At 32.1% G+C, this 21,990-nt stretch carries 15 protein-coding genes; 4 read left to right on the top strand and 11 right to left on the bottom strand.

Features of this window, described 5'->3' with window-relative positions:
- The first annotated feature begins 283 nt into the window (after nt 1–283).
- Nucleotides 284–1,795, top strand: a complete 1,512-nt coding sequence (locus MY04_RS03220; RefSeq protein WP_084005747.1) for a SulP family inorganic anion transporter — start codon at nt 284–286, stop codon at nt 1,793–1,795.
- Nucleotides 1,796–1,878: 83 nt separating this feature from the next.
- Here the strand turns inward: MY04_RS03220 and MY04_RS03215 are convergent, their stop codons facing one another.
- A complete protein-coding gene (locus MY04_RS03215; RefSeq protein WP_066206234.1) occupies nt 1,879–4,185 on the bottom strand; it encodes an outer membrane beta-barrel protein in 2,307 nt (768 codons plus the stop codon).
- A 326-nt stretch (nt 4,186–4,511) separates the two neighbouring features.
- Between MY04_RS03215 and MY04_RS03210 the strand changes: the two genes are divergently transcribed.
- Complete coding sequence (locus MY04_RS03210; protein WP_066206231.1) at nt 4,512–5,117, top strand: outer membrane beta-barrel protein; 606 nt, start codon at nt 4,512–4,514, stop codon at nt 5,115–5,117.
- A 75-nt stretch (nt 5,118–5,192) separates the two neighbouring features.
- On the opposite strand, the gene MY04_RS03205 is transcribed toward MY04_RS03210, so the two are convergent.
- The 3 genes from MY04_RS03205 to MY04_RS03195 all read right to left on the bottom strand — a co-directional run bounded on the left by MY04_RS03205 (nt 5,193) and on the right by MY04_RS03195 (nt 7,818).
- Nucleotides 5,193–5,555, bottom strand: a complete 363-nt coding sequence (locus MY04_RS03205; RefSeq protein WP_066206229.1) for a hypothetical protein — start codon at nt 5,553–5,555, stop codon at nt 5,193–5,195.
- 226 nt (nt 5,556–5,781) lie between these two features.
- Nucleotides 5,782–6,792: a 2-hydroxyacid dehydrogenase gene (locus MY04_RS03200; protein ID WP_066206226.1), complete on the bottom strand. Its 1,011-nt coding sequence runs from the start codon at nt 6,790–6,792 to the stop codon at nt 5,782–5,784.
- A 252-nt stretch (nt 6,793–7,044) separates the two neighbouring features.
- Nucleotides 7,045–7,818, bottom strand: a complete 774-nt coding sequence (locus MY04_RS03195; RefSeq protein ID WP_066206223.1) for an MOSC domain-containing protein — start codon at nt 7,816–7,818, stop codon at nt 7,045–7,047.
- A gap of 92 nt (nt 7,819–7,910) precedes the next feature.
- Between MY04_RS03195 and MY04_RS03190 the strand changes: the two genes are divergently transcribed.
- Nucleotides 7,911–8,315: a hypothetical protein gene (locus MY04_RS03190; RefSeq protein ID WP_066206221.1), complete on the top strand. Its 405-nt coding sequence runs from the start codon at nt 7,911–7,913 to the stop codon at nt 8,313–8,315.
- A gap of 85 nt (nt 8,316–8,400) precedes the next feature.
- Here MY04_RS03190 and MY04_RS03185 read toward each other — a convergent pair whose 3' ends face one another.
- The 7 genes from MY04_RS03185 to MY04_RS03155 form a co-directional block, all read right to left on the bottom strand.
- Nucleotides 8,401–8,826, bottom strand: coding sequence for a DUF1761 domain-containing protein (locus MY04_RS03185; protein WP_205960489.1), 426 nt, complete (start codon nt 8,824–8,826; stop codon nt 8,401–8,403).
- 21 nt (nt 8,827–8,847) lie between these two features.
- Nucleotides 8,848–9,501, bottom strand: coding sequence for an SCO family protein (locus tag MY04_RS03180; protein WP_066212988.1), 654 nt, complete (start codon nt 9,499–9,501; stop codon nt 8,848–8,850).
- Complete coding sequence (locus MY04_RS03175) at nt 9,485–10,078, bottom strand: toxin-antitoxin system YwqK family antitoxin (protein ID WP_158297537.1); 594 nt, start codon at nt 10,076–10,078, stop codon at nt 9,485–9,487. The genes MY04_RS03180 and MY04_RS03175 overlap by 17 nt, the downstream gene beginning before the upstream one ends.
- The gene (locus MY04_RS03170; protein WP_066206212.1) at nt 10,050–10,868 is read right to left on the bottom strand and encodes a YHYH protein; all 819 of its coding nucleotides are present in this window, start codon (nt 10,866–10,868) and stop codon (nt 10,050–10,052) included. Before MY04_RS03170 ends, MY04_RS03175 begins: the two co-directional genes overlap by 29 nt.
- Before the next feature lie 83 nt (nt 10,869–10,951).
- Nucleotides 10,952–12,025, bottom strand: coding sequence for an NAD(P)-binding domain-containing protein (locus tag MY04_RS03165; RefSeq protein WP_066206210.1), 1,074 nt, complete (start codon nt 12,023–12,025; stop codon nt 10,952–10,954).
- Nucleotides 12,026–12,075: 50 nt separating this feature from the next.
- Nucleotides 12,076–13,008: a bifunctional metallophosphatase/5'-nucleotidase gene (locus MY04_RS03160; RefSeq protein ID WP_066206207.1), complete on the bottom strand. Its 933-nt coding sequence runs from the start codon at nt 13,006–13,008 to the stop codon at nt 12,076–12,078.
- A gap of 5 nt (nt 13,009–13,013) precedes the next feature.
- Nucleotides 13,014–13,610 (bottom strand): 5'-nucleotidase C-terminal domain-containing protein, encoded by a 597-nt coding sequence (locus tag MY04_RS03155; RefSeq protein ID WP_158297536.1) that lies wholly within the window; start codon nt 13,608–13,610, stop codon nt 13,014–13,016.
- 335 nt (nt 13,611–13,945) lie between these two features.
- On the opposite strand from MY04_RS03155, the gene MY04_RS03150 reads away from it, so the two are divergent.
- Nucleotides 13,946–21,853, top strand: coding sequence for a T9SS type A sorting domain-containing protein (locus MY04_RS03150; protein WP_158297535.1), 7,908 nt, complete (start codon nt 13,946–13,948; stop codon nt 21,851–21,853).
- Nucleotides 21,854–21,990 lie beyond the last annotated feature (137 nt).

Genomic DNA, 21,990 nt, shown 5'->3' with positions numbered 1-21,990 from the left:
TAATAGTCACATAGTACTATAATTTTGATGTTTTTAATGAAATAAATTGGTTTAGACTCAAATTAATCATAAAAGGTCATTAACATCATCTTATTTATTCACTATGTTATAGAACAATTATAGCTTTTAAGTGATGATAGTCACTGTTTATTTGTTTGTTTTTAAACATTATTGAGTTAATGTAATCTAACTCAAAACATAAATCACTTAATAAGTAAATAGAATTAGTTTGTTTTGCACCCAATTAACACAAATTGTTACCTTATTTTCTTTACAACGAATAATGAAAACTAATTCTATATTTAAAAACGTCAATAAAGACTTCCCCGCAAGTATTGTTGTCTTTCTAGTAGCTTTACCCCTTTGTTTAGGTATTGCACTTGCGTCTGGAGCCCCACTGTTATCTGGAATTATTTCTGGTATTGTTGGTGGTGTAGTTGTAGCTACTTTTAGTGGATCTGCTATTGGTGTAAGTGGCCCTGCTGCTGGTTTAGCAGTTATTGTATTCCACGCTATAGACGACCTTCATTCTTTTGAAGCCTTCTTAATGTCTGTTGTATTAGCAGGTGTTTTACAAATTATACTTGGTTTATTAAAAGCAGGTGTAATTGGCTATTATTTCCCAGCCTCTGTGATTAAAGGGATGTTGACAGGTATTGGTATCAATATCTTCTTCCAGCAAATTCCCAATGCATTAGGATATGTTGGTCCAGCAGATGAATTAACAATAGCTATGTCTAATGTTTCTACAGGACCAATGATAGTTTGTGCTGTCTCATTGTTATTATTAATACTTTGGGAAGAACCAATTATTAAGAAGCACAAATTCCTTTCTCAGATCCCCGCTCCTCTAGTTGTTGTTGCCTTTGGTATTGGTTACCATTTATACTTTATCAACAACGGTACATTACAAATTATGCCGGAACAGTTAGTACAAATCCCTGTTATTCATAACTGGGCTGAATTTGTTGCTACCTTCCATTTCCCAGACTTCTCGGCTATCACGAATCCTGAAGTTCATACTATTGCATTTACAATGGCGATTGTTGCTTCACTAGAAACGTTATTATCTGTAGAAGCTGCAGATAAACTAGATCCTCAGCATAGACATACGCCAACCAATAGAGAATTAATAGCACAAGGTACAGGTAATATCGTATCCGGTTTAATTGGTGGTTTACCTATTACGCAAGTTATTGTACGTTCTTCTGTAAATGTAAACTCGGGAGGTACTTCTAAGTTATCGGCTATTTTCCACGGTGTATTATTGTTTGTTTGTGTATTGGCCATCCCTGAAATATTAGATTTTATTCCTTTGGCGTGTCTTGCTGCCATCCTTTTACAAGTGGGTTATAAGTTGGCTAAACCAGAGAACTTCAAAATGATGTTCAATAAAGGTTTAACATCATTTATTCCTTTTATTGTTACTGTAGTTGGTGTTGTATTTACTGATTTATTAGAAGGTATTGCGTTAGGCTTGTTGGTATCTATCGTAGAGATTGTTTACAACTCCATCAAATCGCCTGTTGAAGTAGAATTTAAACCTGAACAACATTCAGTTCCTATTGTTATTGAACTTTCGCATCAAGTTTCTTTCTTAAATAAAGCAAAGATCAAGAAGATTTTAGATCAGGTTCCAAATAATAGAGAAGTGATCATTGACTCATCAAAAAGTCAGTCTTTACACACGGACGTTCAAGAAATGATTGATCAATTTATTAATGAAGAAGCGGTTAAGCGTAACATTAATGCTCGACAAATTGATAACTCTTCTCAGAAAATTAAGCTGGCTTAGAATTTAATTGAGCTCATAAATATAAAAAAGGCCGTTTCTTATGATTAAGAAACGGCCTTTTTGATTTTTATATTCTTTATTGTTTAGCCTCCATAAAATGACCAAGACATACCCAATCGAACTACTGATGGTAAATCTGTAAAACTAGTGGATTCGAATTGTGGAGACCTTGTTTTACTGAACCATGTTCTTGTTTGGAAAACATCTTGTGCGACAACCCACAACTTTCCTTTCCTATTGGCAATATATCTTGACATACTTATATCCACTCCACTTGCAGGAATAACCGTACCATTGTATTCTATTCTCTCTGAAGTGTAATATCCAACCACTCTTAAACGGTAATGATTAAAGAATTTAGCTTTATAGGTTAATTTACCACTTAGCATCCATTCTGAAGTTGGTAAGGTTTCATCAATTCTTTGGTTATAGATATCATTATATACGTCCGCTGATAAAATCAAGGATTGATTTTTTGCTAAGTGCCAGTGTACATAAAAGTTAGTCCCTAAAGTGTGTTTATTGACAATATTACCATAAGTGGCAATAATAGTATCACCTTTCGTTTCGTAGACTCTCTCAACACCATCAGTTAAATTTCTATAGAATAAACCTACTCTCGTCGATACTTTTTCTTGTTGGTTGGTTACTTGAATATTCAACTTCTGGAACTTCTGCATCGATAGATTTGGATTACCAAAACTGATAAACAAAGGATTGTTATCATTAATCGTTGGGTTCAAGGCTCTATCTGATGGAGGAGTTAAACGGAAAGTATAAAAGATATTACCCATCCATTTTTCGTTGAACTTTTTAGATAAATTGAAATTAGGGTTGATCACCCAAAAGTTATTATTCGTATTAAAAGTAGTGTCCGGTTGAACTATGTTTGACTCTACTTTTGAATTTTCTACAGAAACACCTGCTCTAAAATTCCAATCGTTATAGAAGGAATATTTCCAAGATGTATAACCCGAGAACCTTTGATTTAAATAGTCAGTATCCTGCTTACCCGCTCCCCTTTCTGTTTGCGTACCATCGGTAGCTAGGTTATAAAATGATTCATCAATAGTTTGTACAGTTGTACTATTTCTAAAACCAGTAGTTAAAACACTTCTGTCGTTAAAAGGATGCACATATTTTACGGAAACAAAATAGTTTTGTGATGGACGGCTTCTTTCCGTAATTCTAGCATCGTTGTATTTCCAAGACGAATCCAATAAATACTCTGTATTAGTAGTATTGCCATTATATTGTTCAAATTCATCCATAGAATAACGTAATCGCACTTGAAACTTCCTTCCTTCTTGCATGAAGTTTTTATCGTAATTAAGCTGCGCTCTAATTCTATCCGAATTTCTTTTGTTAAGGATAGTTCTATAATTATTTCTATAGTTTGGATCTCCAACTACATTAAAAAGATATTCATTTTCATCACCTCTATTATCTTGTTCTTTTCTTTGGTAGCTAACATTAAACCTCAATTTATCATTAGGTGAAAAGGCATAAGTTGAGTTCCAATTCACATGATAATTCGTTGTTTTATATAAATCATCTCGAGTTGACGAACGCTGATTATTATTATAGTTTAATCGTTCGTTTTCTCTATAATAATTCATTTCCTGATGTCTATAACCTGCGTTGATGGAAGACGACCATCTATTTTTAGACATAGAGTAATTTATGTTCGCTTTGTGCTGTGTTGGCGAACCTCCTTCTATTAAAGCTCTAAGGTGATTACCCAATTTCACATCTTCTTTTAAAACAATATTAATCGCAGCAGTGGCCGAAGTAAACTCTGCAGGTGGATTATTAAGTAACTCCACTCTATCAATTAATTGCATTGGAATATCTTCCAAAGGATTCTCGATATCCGTTTCTTCACCGTTTACTAAAATCACCACACTTTCGCCATTAGCCGATACTTCTCCATTTTCATCCATTGAAATAGAAGGCATTGAAGAAATGATATCTTCCATGTCTGTACCCCCATCGGAATCTACATTGAAACTCATACCTTCCGAGGTCATGTTTACGTTTTCTCGTTCGGCAGTTACGGTAACACCTTCTAATTCCGTTACCGTTGATTCCAATTTTATCTTACCTAGTGATACATTTAGATCATCATTGATATTCAATGCTCTTTCGAAATGCTTATAGCCTGTAAATAAAAATCGGATGACGTAGGTATCCTTTTGAGTGACTTCTAGATCAAAATTTCCGTCAAAATCAGTAATAGTCATTGATAGGATGCTATCATTTTTTACCAATGCTACATTAACATATGGTAGAGGGTCTTCGTTATCTTGGTCTAGTACAACACCTGTTATATGTTGTGCGTGAGAAGTAAACACACATAAGTGAAACAATATAAGTAGTAAATATCTCATTATTTAGTTTAAAAATTATAAGTCACAATTTGTTAGCTTTTTTGGGGAGAATTGTATCCCTCAGTAAAATTTATGGCAAAATACAATAAAGTTAGTTAAATACACACCCTCTTGTGATTTGTTTAAATTTGAAAATAATCATCGGCAATGTTTCAAAAAATGAAAAATCTATTCTGAAGAAAATCGTAATTGTAAATTAATCGTAATAATTATGTGATAAAATATTAAAAAGTTAAAGATTTTAACCGTGTTCTTTATCTTTGTGATGTTATCTCTTTTTTAAGACTTCTGGGGGATACACTTTAAGAATCAGAATTTTATTAGCTATGACTAAACTCCTTTTAAAGTTAAGTTTCACTTTAGGGTTACTAATAATTATATCAAATAGTGTTTTCGCACAAAAAAAACATCAATTTTTTGCGGGTTACACTAGTGCACATTCAGTAGGTGATGAAAATACCATCGACTTGAAAGGGGCTGAAATTGGTTGGTTTTATCAAATTGGCAATTCAAACTTTAACACTGGATTAGGGGTAGGTTATTTATCATCTGGAAAATCTACTCAAAATGGTATGATTGGTAATGGACTTATATCAACTAATCTAAAGAATATAGCCATTGTACCTATTGATCTAAAGTTTAATTATACTATTCATTCCGGTCGCTTTTTAACTCCATATTTTGGGTTAAATTTCAGTGCCTATTATATGACTAACGATATATATATTTCCCCACTAATGGATTTTGGACCTACCTATTCTACCACTATGTCTTATTGGAAGTACGGTTTAAAACCAGAAGTTGGTGTACGATCAAAAGTATTTAACACCATCAATTTCTATGGTGCTGTAGAATATAACCACCTATTTGATGAAGAAAGTGAATATTTAAACCTTAGATACTTAAGTTTAAAAGTAGGATTGATATTTTAAATCATTAAAAATTTTATATAAAAAATGCCGATACAATGTTAAGTGTATCGGCATTTTTATTTACATCAATAAATATTACATCGCGTACTCATTGATTGGCTTGATAAACGACAGTTTACCATTTTTATATTTTAATAGATCTTTACGACCTCTGTTTAAAGCAACTCCTTCATAATCAGCAATGATTAATTTTTTACTCCCTTCACCTTTCACAGATAGTGTGATAAATTTAAATGGTGAATCTTCTGGAGTAATGATGATAGTTTCTTTTCCTGCTTTTAATTTTTCTTTGATATAATCAAGGTAAGGATATAGATAATCACTTTCATCAAGTCTCCTTTTTTGCATGTATTGTCTTGTTTTGATTACAACACCTGTAGTAAGTGCTGCTCCCGCTGCGATTGCAGTAACTAATGCAGTTGCTTGTCTTTTTTTCATATCTATATTTAAGTTTTTTGGTTTATCTTATTTCTATTTAAGATACGAGGAAAAGAAGTATTTGTTTACAAAAAACCATTAATTATTTTGATATAGATTATCAATTTTAACATTAATTACATTTCACCAATCAAACAAGGCGTTTAAGATCAAACACTTACCATATAAACACAAAAAAACGCTTCAATTTCTTGAAGCGTTAACATATCTTATTTCACTATAAAAATTATCCCTTTATAGCTTCTGAACCTACTTTGTTGACCAACTCTTCGCCATTTTCATAAGCGGTTAAGTTACCCAATGTTACTCTTGCAATTTGTGTTAATGCTGTATCAGTAAAGAAGGCTTGGTGACCTGTTACTAAAACATTAGGGAAAGACATCAAATTCAACATTTTTTCGTCTCTAATCAAAGTCTCTGATAAATCTCTGAAGAATAATTTTTCTTCTTGCTCATATACATCAATTCCTAAGTATCCTAAATGACCTTTAGCTAACGCTCTAATCGCTGCTTCAGTATCAATTAATCGACCTCTTGATGTATTGATCAACATTGCTCCTTTCTTCATTCTCCAAATTGTATGATCATTAATAATATGATGCGTTTGTGGAGTTAATGGACAGTGCAATGAAATAATATCAGATTGTTCTAACAGCTCATTTAGAGTAACGTATTTAAGTAGTTTACTTTTCTCTAAATCTTTGTTAGGATATAAATCAAAACCAATCACTTTACAACCTAAACCTTTCATGATATTGGCGAAAATTTGTCCGATTTTACCAGTACCAATAACACCAACAGTTTTACCATGAATATCAAAACCCGTTAAACGGTCTAATGAAAAGTTACCTTCACGAACTCTGTTGTAAGCTTTATGTGTTTTTCTATTTAGAGTAAGAATTAACGCTAATGTATGTTCGGCAACTGCATATGGAGAATAAGCAGGTACTCTCAATACGGCAATATTGTGCTTTTCTGCTTCTTCAAGGTCAACGTTATTAAAACCTGCACATCTAAGTGCGATCACTTTAATATTAAAACCTGCAAGGATACCAATCGTCTCAGCATCAACCACATCGTTTACGAATACACAAACGGCATCAAAACCATTGGCTAACTGAGCTGTCTTTACTCTTAATCTTGATTCAAAGAATACTAATTCGTGTGTGGTATTAATTCCTTCTAGTTTAAAGAATTCTTTATCGTATGACTTGGTTCCAAATACAGCAACTTTCATATATTGATTGTTTTATTATTTGATTTAAATTCTATGTAAAATTAAAAGTTTTTTTTGAATTACAACGATGATTATCACCCTTTTATAAACTTAAAATAGACACTTAAAATTGATATATATACTCTATATCAAAAAAGTAAGGTTACACTTTAAAGTCTATCAGTAACTTATAAAAATGTGATTATGGCACTTAATGTTAATTATTTTATGAAAAGTTTTTGGTTAAAACTCTTCAATTATTTCAACATTAACCTACAAAGTGATTTGATCTCCTGTTTTTAAAATTTTACCAATCGATTCTTCTGGAATATTAAGAACAATGCCGCACATATAAGCATGTGCATAAAGCGGATGATCCAAAAGTTGAGGCTGTAACTTCGTTCTTTCTTGTACAAATATTTTTTGGAAACCTCTCATGACCTCTGAAGTATAAGAATTTCTTGTGGGTACAGGACAACGTTCACAAGGTTTATAAGCGTTTAATCGAATTGAATTACTAAAGATTCCCTTCGGGTGTTCTTTATCTATTCCAATCCACTCATCTTCTTCAAAGGCTCTTTCAGTTGAAATAATTAGATTCATTCTCATTCTTCTAATTACCTCTTCTTCGGGTAAATCATATAATTGGGAGGTCCATTGAATGGTTTTATCTGATATTAAAGAAGCCCCAACATTTCCTCCACTGTGATCGGGGAATCCAGTTTGAGGATTTTCTTTTACTTCTACCGATTCTTCAAAATAATCTGATAAAAACTGATTCAGAATATGGATATCATCTTCTAATGAGAAAAATTGAGTTGTAGCTTCTGACCTTAATTCAATACTCTTGGTGTTTAAATCAAATTTTGCTCTTAATTGATGAACAGCAGGATACTTTTTACCATTGACTGTTCTCCCATCACTTTTTCTGAAAATCCCCCATCTCCTATCAAATTCTAAGGTTTTACCCTCAGTAATTTCAACTTGATCTACAGCAATAGGATCTAAAGATTTAATAGGATATATGTTTATTTGTTTAATTTCCATGATTACTTCAATAATATGACCTTTTTTAACATTATCAACGAATCTCTATGTTATGTAATACGTATAATAGATAAACCACAACTATTAAAACCATGAAGCATTTAATTCTAAAGAAGGAAATCCACCTTGGTTACTCATTAATAGTACCGGAAGTTTCAAAGATGCCAATTTCATTAAATGACTTGTTATCCTACATGAACTTCCCTATTAATGAATTATCACATGAAGTAGTACGACATGTGATGCTCCAAAGTAAAAATGATGATTCATTTGATGAACGCATTTTTGAAAAAAAGATGTCTGTTGATGACATTTTAAAACAAGCAAATTATCAATTCATTTACAATCTAAATGATGAAAAATTTGCAGAACAACATCTCGATGAGGTAAATGCCGCATGGGATGATTTTCTTGAGAAAATAACCCAAGGCTTGATGATGTTGAGATATAGCATTTTAGAGGCAGTAGCTCAACAGAAACAACGCTTATATTCCTAAATATAATTGCTGTGCATAGATATTATGCAAAATAAAAAGGCTGTTGTAGAATACGATTATTTCGTGATTTACAACAGCCTTTTATTTATTGCCATGCTCCGATAATAGCACCTTCAATAGTTAAAAACAAAATCTGATAACCGGCATCTATCAACCATAATTTTATTGAGCGACGTTGATAGAGGTAATTAATACCCATAGAAGTACCTACAAACATTAATCCTACCATTAAACCATGAAAAGCTCCTAAAGTTGCATCTAAACTTTGTCCGGAATGTGCATTAAACATAGCTAATCCAAATGAAGTTATTAGCATTAGAACGAAACTACTGCCAAAAACTAAAGGCATATTCGCTTTTTGAAGATATTCATCAGTAAAGCCCAATTCTTTTTGCCAAGCTTTTCCAAAAATTGCAGAATACCAGATGGCTCCTAAAATAAATGCTGCAATAGCTGCGACAAATACAGCTAAGAAGTTGATGTTCTCAAAGTTCATAGTAGATAATATCAATTAAACAATGCTTTCAATATACTAAAAAAATTGAGTCTGTTCTTCTTGTAATGCATTAATATCTTGAATTAACTGTTTCATTTCCAATCGTAACGTCCCATTATAGATACCTCTAATTCTTTGTTTTTGATCTACGAGTATCACATGTTCTGTATGGAGAAATTCTGTAGAATCTTTTGTAAAGCCAAGGTCTTCTTCAGCAAAATAAGATGTTCTTGCTAGAGAATATATTTCAGACTTTTTACCCGTTAGAAAATGCCAATTATCCGATTTGATATTATTCTTTTCGGTGTATTCTTTTAAAACTTCAACATTATCTATCCATGGAGTTACAGAAAAGGAAAGAATATTCACACTATTATCATCTTCAAACTGATGATGGACTATTTTCATATTTTCCGTCATCACCGGACAAATACTTCCACAGCTAGTGAATATGAAATTCGCTACATGAATTTTATCTTTAATTGTACTTTTAGAGATACTTTGGTTGTTTTGATTTTTCATTTCAAAATTACCAATATGATGTGTGATTACATCAGCCACTCTCTCTTCGTTATCAATGAATATGGGCGAAAAATCTGGAGTATTGTAAAAGGGTAAAGTCAACTTTGGCTTTTCACAACTACTAATTGATATGAACAATAATAAGAACAAACTAAAATTTTTCATCATAAACATTTATACAATTTTTAGTCCCTAATAAACCAAATCGTCTCCCGTCTTTCTTAACATAATTGGCTTTGATTTTCCCGTTATCATACCAGATTTTCTGGGAGCCTTCTTCTTGTCCATTGACATAATTCTGATCTCTAATTAATTGTCCATCAAAATTCCATGCTTTACAATTCCCATGGTATAAATCATTTTCTAAATGATATAGAAATTGTGTTTTATGATTATGATAGTAACCAATATGTACTCCTTCTTTTTTACCATTAATAAAATATCTTTTTTCTTTTATAGTATTTTGAGGATAAAATTTCCTCCACTCGCCATCCTTTTTGCCTTGATGATAACTCCTCACTTTCAAAGTATCAGTAGTGTTTGGGTACACCCAATAAATTTGTCCAGAGTACAATTTACCATCAACATAACAGTTCCCTCCTTTTAAAACAATTTGATGATCATCAGCAAGAATCATATGGTTAATTCTTGCTAATGTCGCTGTTTTATTTTCTGAGGCTGAGTTACATGAAGACTGAAATAGACAAAGGAAAAAACTAATCTGTAGAAGAACCTGGCGTGCCATAATATCCATTTCCGTTTATGTAAGGAGCCTCTGATGTTACATGATAATGATATGTTCCATCAGGATAATCTTCTGTTGCATGAGTGTGACCATGGTAATCGTCTAAATCATCATTAATTACTGCACTACCATTTTCCATTGGTCCATACACTGGGAATCCATCTAAAAGGAAACCTAACAATCCTTCCCTGCCAATTGTGTCCTGAGCCGTTAAAAATGTAGGTTCTAAATGATAATGATACACTCCCACATTTTGAGGGTGACCATTGTATTGATCAAATGAAAAAATCTCATCGGTTAATGGCTGATTATTTGGACCTGCGTATTGATTATAAAATGCCACTCCATTTAACGCAATACCCATAGTTCCTAATTGTGTTTCTTGATGATTAGAAGCTACTGTTGGATTTAAAGGTATTTTTACGGTTCTATCTACTGAGGCAATTACATTAGGGTTCTTTGCGAAATCCTGATTATTATATGCTTCATACCTTTCCGAGGCCCATTCTGTATTTTGATAATATGGACTATTGTGATCCGGAATTCCTTCCATTTCGATAACCACCATGTCATTTTCTAAATAAATATCTGTGGCTCCATAGATTTTCTTGTATACATCTGGAACATCTGCAGTTGGTGTTTCATCATCTTGATCATCAGATGAATCATCGTTATTTTGATCACTTGGCAAGGTTGTAGGCGTAGTGTTATCTACCTCTTCTGAGTCACTACAAGCAAAAAATAAAGTAGTCGATAATATCAATAATGATATGCATTTAAATAATTTCATAGAGTAGTTTTAAGAAATAAATAATAAGTTATATTCAGTATAGAGTGTATTTGGGAAGTTGTACTCAATATTTGTAAAAAAAATTACAATACGGTATCAAATTCGTCGTAATTAAGTAAATAAAGAGAGATTTCTTCTACTGTTTTCTGTGCTGTTTTACCAACCCCATAAATTGTTGCAGAAGAGTACCCCGTCCAATCACCATATCCTACAGCCCATAATCCTTCATGTCCAAGAATTTTGGTACCGCATGTTTTAATTTTATAGCCATCAACAATTTCTAGACTTTTGAGAAAAGAGAAATTTGGTCTAAATCCAGTACACCAAATAACAGCATCAAAAGGTTCTTCTATTTTATCTTCCCACATTACTCCCCTTTCTGTAAAAGTAAATGTAGATCTTCGTGAGGTAAGATCACCTCTATCTCTAGCGAGTTTCACCTCCTCCAACATTACAATATCACCAAGCAATTGTTTTTGCTTTATCTTTTCCTCATCAGGATAATCTTTATTCGCTAAGTCAAAAAGATAACGACCATCGACATCATCAGGCAAAAATTTAGGAGGCACTTTGGTTGCCCATTGTACTTTTTTTGATTTAGAGACTTCAGAAACAATTTGTGCTGCACTATTACCTCCACCAACTATCAAAATATTATCTCCTTTAAGCTGATTAATATTTCTGTAGTAAAAAGAATGTAGAATCTGTCCTTTATAATCTCTTATACCTTCGTATTTAGGTATATACGGAGTACTTGTACCCCCCGTGCAGGCCACGACAATTTTAGAAACAATTTTTTCCTTTCCTGTATTAATAATGTAGTTTTTTCCAGACTTCTCAACATTGTGTACTGTTACTCCTCTTTCAATAGGCATGTCGTACCTCTTTTCATAATTAGACAAGTAATTTACAAATTCGTCTTTACTCGTATATTTTATATTTTGAGGAGTAGGAATCATCCAACCTGATAATGAAGAATAAATTCCTGGTGAAAAAAGTAAAAGTGAATCCCAACCTCTTGTCCATGAACCTCCAGGTTGGTCATTTTCATCAATTATCAGATAGTCGATACTGAGCATTTGTAGATAATATGCAACAGAAAGGCCGGCTTGACCTCCTCCTATTATTATTACATCAAAACTTCTCTGTTCGCTCATAGATTCACTTTTTGATCTTTCTTTTGTGATATTTTGATCACATATACTTTTTATACCACAGGGTAACTATCATAGTTATCTGAAGAATAAGCAATTTTTTTGCCGTTATCGAAATAAAAGTCCAATCTACCTACTTTAATACCGGCATAACCTACTTGTGTAATGAGAACATCTTTACCATCAAGATTCTTTCTGATGGTAGGTTCATCTAAAAAAGTATGAGAATGTCCTCCAATAATAACATCTATATCTTTGGTTTGTTCTGCAAGGTGTAAATCATCCTCCTCTCCATCAATATAAGCCTTATAACCAAGGTGTGAGAGGCAAACAACTAAATCGCATTTTTCTTCATGCTTTAACTTTTGACTGTATTCTTGAGCGGCTTCAATACCACTACTCCAAACCGTTTCTTGATAACAAGCCTTAGAGACCAAACCATCTAGTTTTATGCCTATTCCAAAAACTCCTATTTTAATTCCTCCCTTATTAAAAATTTTATAGGGTTTGGTTTTACCGTCCATAGAAGTATTGGTAAAATCATAATTAGCTATTAAAAAAGGAAATTCTGCATGAGGCAGCATATTAGATAAACCATCTACTTTATTGTCGAAATCATGATTTCCTAAAGTGGCGGCATCATATTTTAGCATACTCATCGACTTGAATTCTATTTCTCCCTTGAAGAAATTAAAATAAGGAGTTCCTTGAAAAATATCTCCTGCATCTAAAAGTAAAACTTGATCCTCTTCTGCTCTTATTTTATCTACAAATGTTTTTCTCCTGGAGACACCTCCCATATTAGGGTATTTTTTATGTTTCTCGGGAAATGGATCAATCTGACTATGCGTATCGTTTGTATGTAATATTGTCAATTTTACCGGCTTATTTGGTAAAGCTAAAGACTCTAAAGGCATTAAAAATCCCAAACTAGATAAAGCTGTAGATTTCGATAATATTTTTACAAATTCTCTTCTTGTTTTCATGATGATTATTTAACGTAATACAGTCTTTTATTATGCTCTACCTTTATAACTTTTTTTGCTTTACAATAGTCGATAATTGAATCTCTAATTAAAAGATCCGTTTTTACCATTTTTGATCCCTTTTGGAAAAAAAACATTTGATCTCCACCTGTATACAAGTAATCTGATGTTACCACTTTATATTCTTTATTGGGATCAAATTTCTTCCCATTTATCATCGGGTGAATAGGCTTTTTATTCTTAATTCCTAAAGTTAAACCATTGGTAGGTTCTTGGAATTTTGCTAAATACTCAAACATTTCAGTCATTGCTTCTCCTTTCATAGTTACAATAACCAACATATTATCAAATGGCATTAATTTGAACGCACTTCTGTTTGTAATATCACCTTTATAAATTGGAGCTCTTAAACCTCCATTGTTCATAACAACTAGATCAGCGTCAAATCCATTTTTCTTGACAATATCCAAACTTAAATCACACAAAAAGTTCCCTAACAGGTTATTTGGTTTTGATATAACTAAATCCTCATCTACAGTGGCGATCACTTGATTCATTTCTTTATCAAGCTTTGTTTTATAAGGGTCGATGAAAGAATTCATCTCTTTATTATCCGAAATTTCTTGATTTATTAGGTTTGATTTAAAATCAACTTGATTTAATGAAACTTTTTCTTGTTTACATGCTGTTATAGAAAATATAAACAAGGAAAAAATTAAAAGAACTCTTTGATACATGCTCGGTATATTTATAATTACACTCACAGAAGTTAAGAAAATTTAAATTAGTAAAGATCAATAATGACATTTTTTTGATTCCAACATCAAATTAATAGCATTTTATAAAGAATAAGGTTAATTTGCATAACTTTATGTAATAACATTCGTTAACAAACGAAGCTAAGTTAATTTTTCATTCTATAACTTCAATGACTAACATGAATAAGCTATACAATAGTTTTATTGCTGCTCTAACTATTATAATTGTTGTTTTCTCTACTTCAAGTAATATTTATGGGCAAAATGTTGAGTTTCTAGGTTCGGTAAAATCTACTAATAATGGTACATTTGGCAACTCTTTAACCTATTCTTCTAACGGAGAAAATTTAGTTGTTCACAATGATCAAGGTGAAGTAAATTTCTACGAATACAGAAACAATACCCTCAAACATCTAGCTTTAATTACTCAGAATTACCAAAAAAGAGTGATTAGTGTGAATGGTGAAGACTTTACATTCTACCCCCTTGTGGAAAAAGGTAGAGTTATTTCAAACAATAACGATTCTAACAATACCCTTTTTGAGTTAGATAATATTTCAGGAGATGAAATTTGGGTTGCTGATTCTAAACTTGGATTTTTTTACTTTTACATCAAAGTTGATGTACAGGACATTTCTTATTCTGTAGTTAGTTCATCTTTCGAAATATTAAAGTATTCTGGAGATTTAAATGTTTCAAAAACAATTGATGGTAGTAGTCCTTTTCCTTTTGACATTACTTATACTTTAAACCCTATTGAAAAGGACTTAAGTTTATTTGGTAGTCATGTCTCTTTCGAAAATGATTTCACTGTATACATCAATGATCCTCAATACAATGGATATAGAGGTAGAATTGTTAAATACGTTATGGAAAATGGTTCATGGGTGGAAAAACCTTTAGAATCATTCATTCCTACTAATGTCCCTTATTTCAAACAATTTGGTTTATTCTTTGAATACGCTACTAGAAACAATCAATCAGAAAAGTCACTACAAGTATTCGGTGTTGATGAAATTTTTAGTACATATAATTTCACATCTGGAAATATTGCATATTCCAAAGTACAAGGTTTTGTTCCATCAATAGTTAAATCATTCCCCTATTATTTTAACTCAAGTGGTTCAGCATTTGGTTCTTTTACTGTACAAGAGACAGCAGGAAAACAAAATTTATTCTTCACTACTTACGAGTTTGGTGATTTTGTTGTCGAAAACTTACCTGTAAACTCCACAGAGTTTGATGAGATTTATGATGTTGAGATTTACGAAGATTTCGGTGAAATTTATGTACATATTGCAGGTGTTCGTGGAACGCAGGAAGTTGTAGAAACTTACGTTACTTTTGATAATTATAATTTCAATATTGTAACAAATGGCTCATATGTAATGAATAATGTTGGTAACACATCAACAGGGCAATTACAAATAACAAAACTTACAGAAGAATGGTACACTATCTATTCTCGTAATGCACAAAAAATCTACTTTTTCAACTTAGGTAATGATTATGAATTTGCGTATAGAGGTGATAATTCAATAGACAAGTCTGATGATTGGTCTCAGTTTGGTAATGGTTATTATTCTAATGGACTAAACTTTTTGTTTACGGATACAAATACTAATCAAATTGATACTTATCGCTTGCCATACACTACCAAAAGTACTGGTAATTGGGATGATGGAGCTACATGGGTAAATGACATAAGACCTTTACCAAATGACACTAATGCAAAAGTAAATATTGGATTTGGTCATAACGTTAATCTAGTATATGGTGTTACTATTGATGAAATGAATAATAATGGTGTTTTAAATTTAAACCCGTTCATTGAAGGTGGAGGTTCCCTTTACACAAATAATTTAAACAATAATAGTACTATTGAAATAAATCAAGATTGTTATTTACAAACTAAAGCTGGTCTTAATAATGGTAATATTAATGCAAATGATAATTCAGGTTTGGTTTTACAAAATATGTTAAATAACAATCTTATTAATTTAGGAAAAAACGTTTACAATGAATTAGGAATTATTTTAAATGGCAGAATAAATACTTATTCTGATATTGTAATAGCATACGAATCAAACTTTTCAGGACTTATTGATTTCTTAGATGACACTAAAGGTATTAAAGTAAACCCTTATGAAAATTTCAATCTAGGTCTAAATATATTAATTCAAACATTTCTTGAGTTTGAAGATTTAAATGAAAGTCTTGCAACAGTAACAATTAATGGCTCCACAACTATAATTAATGAATTAAGAATTCTAAGTGACATTGCAGATTTTTCAAATGCCAGTTTAACAATGGGCGACGGTCTTGAAGGTACTCTCTCATACATTAATTATAGCTACATCAATAATTTAACCTTCAAAAACCTTACTGTTAAATCCTCAACAAAAATCACTGACCAAAGCTATTCTGGAGGTATTTTAAAAGTTACTGACGCTTTAACAGTAAACGAGAAATTTGTACTAGAAGCAACAAACTTAGAATTAAATTATAACTCATCTCCTGATATCATAAAAGGTACACATCCTGTAAGTATTGTGGCTGGTTATGATTCATATATTTATGTTGACCTAGGATCAAAGGTTTCTGCTCCTTTCCAATTAAATTTCCCAATTGAAGGTCAAATCATGGAAGATGGCCCTGGTCCATTTACAGATGCTGCATTCTCATTTACTGTTGATGAAATCAATTATTTATCTGGCGATGGAGGTAATGGACTTATGTTATTCCTTAATAATTATGATGCTTACAGTAACCCTATTATTGATATTAGTGGTACTAAGTATGGAGTATTACCAGGTAAAAGTTGGTACTTAGAAGGAGGCGAAAATGTAGACTCTTTTGGAGGAAACTTCACTACGAATTTGGGAAATACCAATGGTTTTAATATTACAGATGTTTCTGAATTAAAACTTAATGCTTCAAAAACAGATCTTATTTTTTCAGCAACTGGAGACTTAAATAATGCTGTGTTCTCTAAAATGAGCCCTGCAACAAACCAATTCTTTGAAATTCAATTACTAACAACAAGTTTTGGTAAAAAATATACTTCGATTGCTGATTCATATTTTGATAATCCTTCTACTTGGGATTTAGGAACTGTTCCTTCCACAGAGCAAGATGAAATCATCGTCAAAAACTTAGTGCATTTTGATATTTATAATAACGAGACATTCAAAAAAATCACTGTAGAAGATGGTGATTCTCTGATTATGAATACAAATATCGAAGGATATCCATCCGTTCCTGAGATAGTCACGTTAGAAGAGTTAATCCTCAACAATACAGGCGTTTTAACTACAAACTATGTTGATCTTATTATCAATAATAATTTAAATATAGATAATACTTTAAGCGATATTCATAACATTACAGAAACTACACCTCGACCAACTCCAAAGTTAATTTTCAACGGAGATGCTATTTCTACTGCTGATAGAACTAAGGCTCAACTTAATTATACTAATATTACCATTGGAAATAAAGGTGGAGCAAAAGAAGTAAATATTGATGCAAAACTGAAAGTAAGAAATGGAGGTTACTTTGAAGTTGAAGGACTTACTAAAGTTAAACTTACAAACGACTTAGTATTAGAAAACTCTAAAATCAGAAGAGGTGGTCATTTTATTATTGATAACAGAATTGATAATATCCCAAGAGATTATGAATTATCGTTCTCTGGAGACAACTCACCTGAATTTAGAAACTTCGAAGCTTACAGTACTAATGACATTGTGTTTATTACTCCTGCTGTCATCCAAGACTCTATGTATGTAAAAGGAGCAACAGGTGTATATTTAGAAGAAAATGCTTCTATTACAATTAATGGTGAAGAAGATGATAAATCAAAAACTGCAAATACTACCCCTTTCCTATTGGAAGTTGGAGAATTTGCTGGCTTATCACCATCTTCTATCCCATCAAAAATTAATATTTCAGTAGATGCCTCTCAAAATAGAGCCTATTTAGTTGATGCCAATATTTCCCAAATCAATTCTATTGGTGATACTTTATATGTCATCCGAGGTACTGAAGGAGGGTTCAATACAGGTGCAATAAAGCATATCGTCAATAACCTTTTGGCTTCTCCACAATTGGTGGTCAATTCTTCTAATTTAATTGAAGAACAACCTATTGTAACCAACTCAACAGAGTTTGTAGAAGTTTTCTTAGGAGTAAATGATCCTATAACCGGAAATTTAAGAAACTTAGATAAAGAGGAGAATGTTGTTATAGAGCTTAGTGGTAATCCTATCACTAATTTCACCTTAAAAGAAGTAACGTTAACAGATCAATTTGGCTCTGTTGATTTTACAGTAGCGAGCATTCCTATGTCTGAGTTTTCAAGTATCATAACTACAGAACCTAGTATATTTGGATTAGATGTTTATTTAAATCACACAACATATACAAGCTTAAAAACTCCTGCTCAAGGTATTCTTTACCAATTCCTTCCTGAAGGATATATCGATGGACAAGACCTTCTTCCTGTAGTCGATTTCCTTAACTCACTTACTTTCAGAAACGAAGATTTTAGAACGAACTTCAGTGTTACTTGGGATCCTTCTGAATTGTATTCTTGGTCAGGTAAGATGAGTGATTTCCCTGGAATTGAAAATATTATTGAGTTAGATGAAGTAGGTGGATTATCAAAAATTAATATTGAAAACAAAGATATTAACGGTTGGAATATAGCCACTCTTAACGGTTTAGTTGGCCCTCCAATCGAACCTCAAAGTATTGACGGAGGTGATGACCAACCTTTATTTGTCGAAGAAATACCTGAAGGACCTCCTGTTTCATCAGGCTATAGTCATGTTATCATTAACGCTGACGGAAACTACTTGTTCTTCGATCAGTTTTATGATTACATTACAGGAGTTTCCCCTCAATTAAATTATACTCCAGGTGTTCCATTCGAGCTTTTTGATAAATCTTATGTTCTAAACACTTCATTTATATTCTCTTTTGAGGAAGAAGGATATTATGGTGAAACCTATGAGTGGTTTAAGTATAATGATATCGATGACATATACGAATCTATTCCCCTATCTGCATCATCAATAAATATTGATAATGTACTTCAAGCAGGTGAGTATAAAGTGATTCTCAAAGACAAAATGGTTTCTCATGATTTTGAGGTTGAGATGAAACTTACAATAGCCATAGAAAGAGGTGATAATGACAAAGAATACCTTAGTAACATTTTAACAGAAGCAGGAATAAGCTTTGATGCTGAACTTCCTTTCTGGGAATGGTATCCAGAAGCTACTGTGGATGATATGGGGTATATAACTGCTATCAACTTAGATGATTTATCTTTAAGATCTATACCTAATGATATTCAGTTCCTGACGCAATTAAAAGAATTGTCATTAGCGAAAAATAAAATTAAAGATATCCCTGGTTTCCTTTTAGAAATGAGACATATAGAAACACTTAATGTATCCGATAACTTATTATATTTTGACGATTTTGATGATCTATTTGTATTAGAGGGAACATCCACTACAGTAGGAAATCAGTCTTTTGAGACTATTGAAACTACAGTTAAAGTTAAGCATGGTGACAATGCCGACTTAAAAGGATCTAATACTTATGGAACTGTTAGTACTACTTGGTATTCAGACCTTGCTTTAACCCTAATAGAAAATGTTGGTGACACCTACTCTATTGTAAACATGACACCAGACGATGCTGGAGAATTTTATGTAACAGTAACATCTTCTGGACACCCCGGTTATCAATTCGTTACAGACAAAGTCACTTTACAATACGCTTTAGGTGATGCTGATTCCCTTGTTCTTCAAACTTTCTTAGAAAATAATTCCATTGAATTTAATATAGAAGATGAATTCAGAAATTGGTTAGCTAACGAAACAGTAATTGATGACTTCGGTAAAATTACTTCTTTAGATTTATCAAGTTTAGGGTTAACATCTCTTCCTGTTGGATTAGAAAGCTTCACTTCACTATCGGCCTTAGATTTAAGCGACAACATTCTTTTCTATGATGAATTAAATAAATTAGCTGATCTTAAAGCAATTACAACAGTAATTCCTCAGTCATATCAAGAAAAGGTGATAACGGCAGAAGTTCTAGAATATAACAGTTATTCAAATACCGAAATGGGTGTAGAAATCCCAGGTATCTCATTGGATTACATTTGGTATTTAGATGGTGAACCTTATTCTAATGGAGAGAACTTCAGTATAGATAATTTCACTTTCTCTGATGAAGGTCAATACACTTTAAAAGTTACGGAAGCCTTGAATAACTGGCCTGGTTTAGAAATTCAAGTAGCAACTTTAAATCTAGTTTATAGATCACTTATTACTGAAGAAGATTCACTTGCCTTACATCAATTGTTCACAGAAATGAATGTTGATTTTGACGACACTCAAAGAATAGTTGAGTGGCCAAGATTTTCTTTTGATCCTGAGACAGGAAAAATCATAGGGTTAGACTTAAATGAACTTGAAGGTGTTACTGCATTGACTTCAACAATTGGTTTATTCGATGATCTTGAATCACTAAAATTATACGAAAGTAATCTAACAGATCTTCCAAACGAATTATGGTCATTACCAATGCTTAATTACTTAGATTTATCTAAAAATGATTTTGATGATGAAGATATTGTAGGAATAGATAATCTATTTAATCTAAGAACTCTTTGGTTAAGTGAAAACAATCTCACTACATTACCTGATCTAAGTAATTTGAATCAATTACTATATTTAATTGCAGATGACAATGACATTTCTAATGTAGATTTCGATTTATCAGCTTTAACTAATTTGATTCATTTATCATTATCAGGTAATAATATCAATTCTATAACTGCCGATTTCTCTAATATGATCAACTTAAAGAAGATTGATTTATCAAATAATAATCTTACTTCTTGGAGTAGCGCTTTACCGGCGGGATTCGAAGAATTGATCTTATACAGTAATCAGTTAGAATCGTTAATTAACGTTCCAAACACAATATTACTTGATATTGCTGACAACTATTTATTCTTTGATGATTTCGAAGGGTTTGATAAGTCATCAATTGTAAAATATATACCACAGAACTACCCTATTTACTACGAAAATATTGCCTTAATTGAAGGCGGTTCTTATTCGGTACAAATTCCTATTGAAATTAAACCTGAATACATTTTCACATGGTATAAAGATGGAGTTATTCAAGGTACGTTTACAAACAACCAAATAACATTAGAGAATATGTCAGCCCTTGATGTCGGTATTTATTCTTGTTTCATTTCTCATACCTACTGGTCTGATTTGAATATCAAGATTGCAGAAATTGGTGTTGGCTTTGATTGTTCAGAAAACCTTTCTGTTGCTATTGAACCAACTTCTTCTACTGACTTCTGTTACAATGAAGAAATCACAGCTACAATATCAACAACTGTTTCTGATGAAAATGTCACTTATGCTTGGTATAAAGGTGATGTTCCTCTTCAATTACAGAATGCTGCTAATTTAACTGTTCATGAAGCAGGTGCTTATTCGGTAAGAATACGTAATGCTAATGGGTGTATAGCTTTATCGGACACAGTTCATATTACAACATCTGAAATTATTGAAACGCCAATTGTCGTATTTAATGGTGACTCTCTGATTGTAAGTAATACTTATGATAACATGACATACCAATGGTATTTGGATGGAGAACCTTTGGATCAAGTGTTTAGTAGTATGTTACCTACACGTTTAGGAAGTTATACTGTAGAAGCAATTAATGAGAATGGTTGTTCGGCTTTATCACCTAATTATTCATTAGGTGAAGACGATGTTACTAACCTGGAAGATGAGTTAGTTAAATTACATATTTATCCTCAACCAGCTGATGATTACCTATTCATTGATAATTATGGATATCAAATAGAGCAATTAAATGCATTTGATGTATCAGGTCAGGCTCACACATTACAATACAGTAATGAGCAAGGTAAAGCCCGAATATCTACATCATCTTTAACAAATGGAATGTATATCCTATATATTAAAACTAATGATGGTAAAACAGTTCATCAGAAAATTCTGATTTCGAATTAGGGAGTCTTGGTAAATAGTTAACTAACTGTAAACAAGTCTTCTACTTAGATGTATTTTATATAAAAGACCCCGAAAAATGTCCAAATTGGCTTTTTTCGGGGTTTTAGCTTGTTTAAATTTGAGTTACGACACAAAAA

This window comes from Flammeovirga sp. MY04 (genome assembly GCF_001682195.2).
GTDB lineage: Bacteria > Bacteroidota > Bacteroidia > Cytophagales > Flammeovirgaceae > Flammeovirga > Flammeovirga yaeyamensis.
The sequence above is the reverse complement of the archived record's forward strand: the minus strand, read 5'-3'. Positions and strand labels throughout refer to the sequence as shown.

Excerpts from the sequence above, each read along its gene's own strand:
- MY04_RS03220 (WP_084005747.1), top strand. The coding sequence starts at position 284 with ATGAAAACTAATTCTATATTTAAAAACGTCAATAAAGACTTCCCCGCA.
- MY04_RS03215 (WP_066206234.1), bottom strand. The coding sequence starts at position 4,185 with ATGAGATATTTACTACTTATATTGTTTCACTTATGTGTGTTTACTTCT.
- MY04_RS03210 (WP_066206231.1), top strand. The coding sequence starts at position 4,512 with ATGACTAAACTCCTTTTAAAGTTAAGTTTCACTTTAGGGTTACTAATA.
- MY04_RS03205 (WP_066206229.1), bottom strand. The coding sequence starts at position 5,555 with ATGAAAAAAAGACAAGCAACTGCATTAGTTACTGCAATCGCAGCGGGA.
- MY04_RS03200 (WP_066206226.1), bottom strand. The coding sequence starts at position 6,792 with ATGAAAGTTGCTGTATTTGGAACCAAGTCATACGATAAAGAATTCTTT.
- MY04_RS03195 (WP_066206223.1), bottom strand. The coding sequence starts at position 7,818 with ATGGAAATTAAACAAATAAACATATATCCTATTAAATCTTTAGATCCT.
- MY04_RS03190 (WP_066206221.1), top strand. The coding sequence starts at position 7,911 with ATGAAGCATTTAATTCTAAAGAAGGAAATCCACCTTGGTTACTCATTA.
- MY04_RS03180 (WP_066212988.1), bottom strand. The coding sequence starts at position 9,501 with ATGATGAAAAATTTTAGTTTGTTCTTATTATTGTTCATATCAATTAGT.
- MY04_RS03175 (WP_158297537.1), bottom strand. The coding sequence starts at position 10,078 with ATGGCACGCCAGGTTCTTCTACAGATTAGTTTTTTCCTTTGTCTATTT.
- MY04_RS03170 (WP_066206212.1), bottom strand. The coding sequence starts at position 10,868 with ATGAAATTATTTAAATGCATATCATTATTGATATTATCGACTACTTTA.
- MY04_RS03165 (WP_066206210.1), bottom strand. The coding sequence starts at position 12,025 with ATGAGCGAACAGAGAAGTTTTGATGTAATAATAATAGGAGGAGGTCAA.
- MY04_RS03160 (WP_066206207.1), bottom strand. The coding sequence starts at position 13,008 with ATGAAAACAAGAAGAGAATTTGTAAAAATATTATCGAAATCTACAGCT.
- MY04_RS03155 (WP_158297536.1), bottom strand. The coding sequence starts at position 13,610 with ATGAATTCTTTCATCGACCCTTATAAAACAAAGCTTGATAAAGAAATG.
- MY04_RS03150 (WP_158297535.1), top strand. The coding sequence starts at position 13,946 with ATGAATAAGCTATACAATAGTTTTATTGCTGCTCTAACTATTATAATT.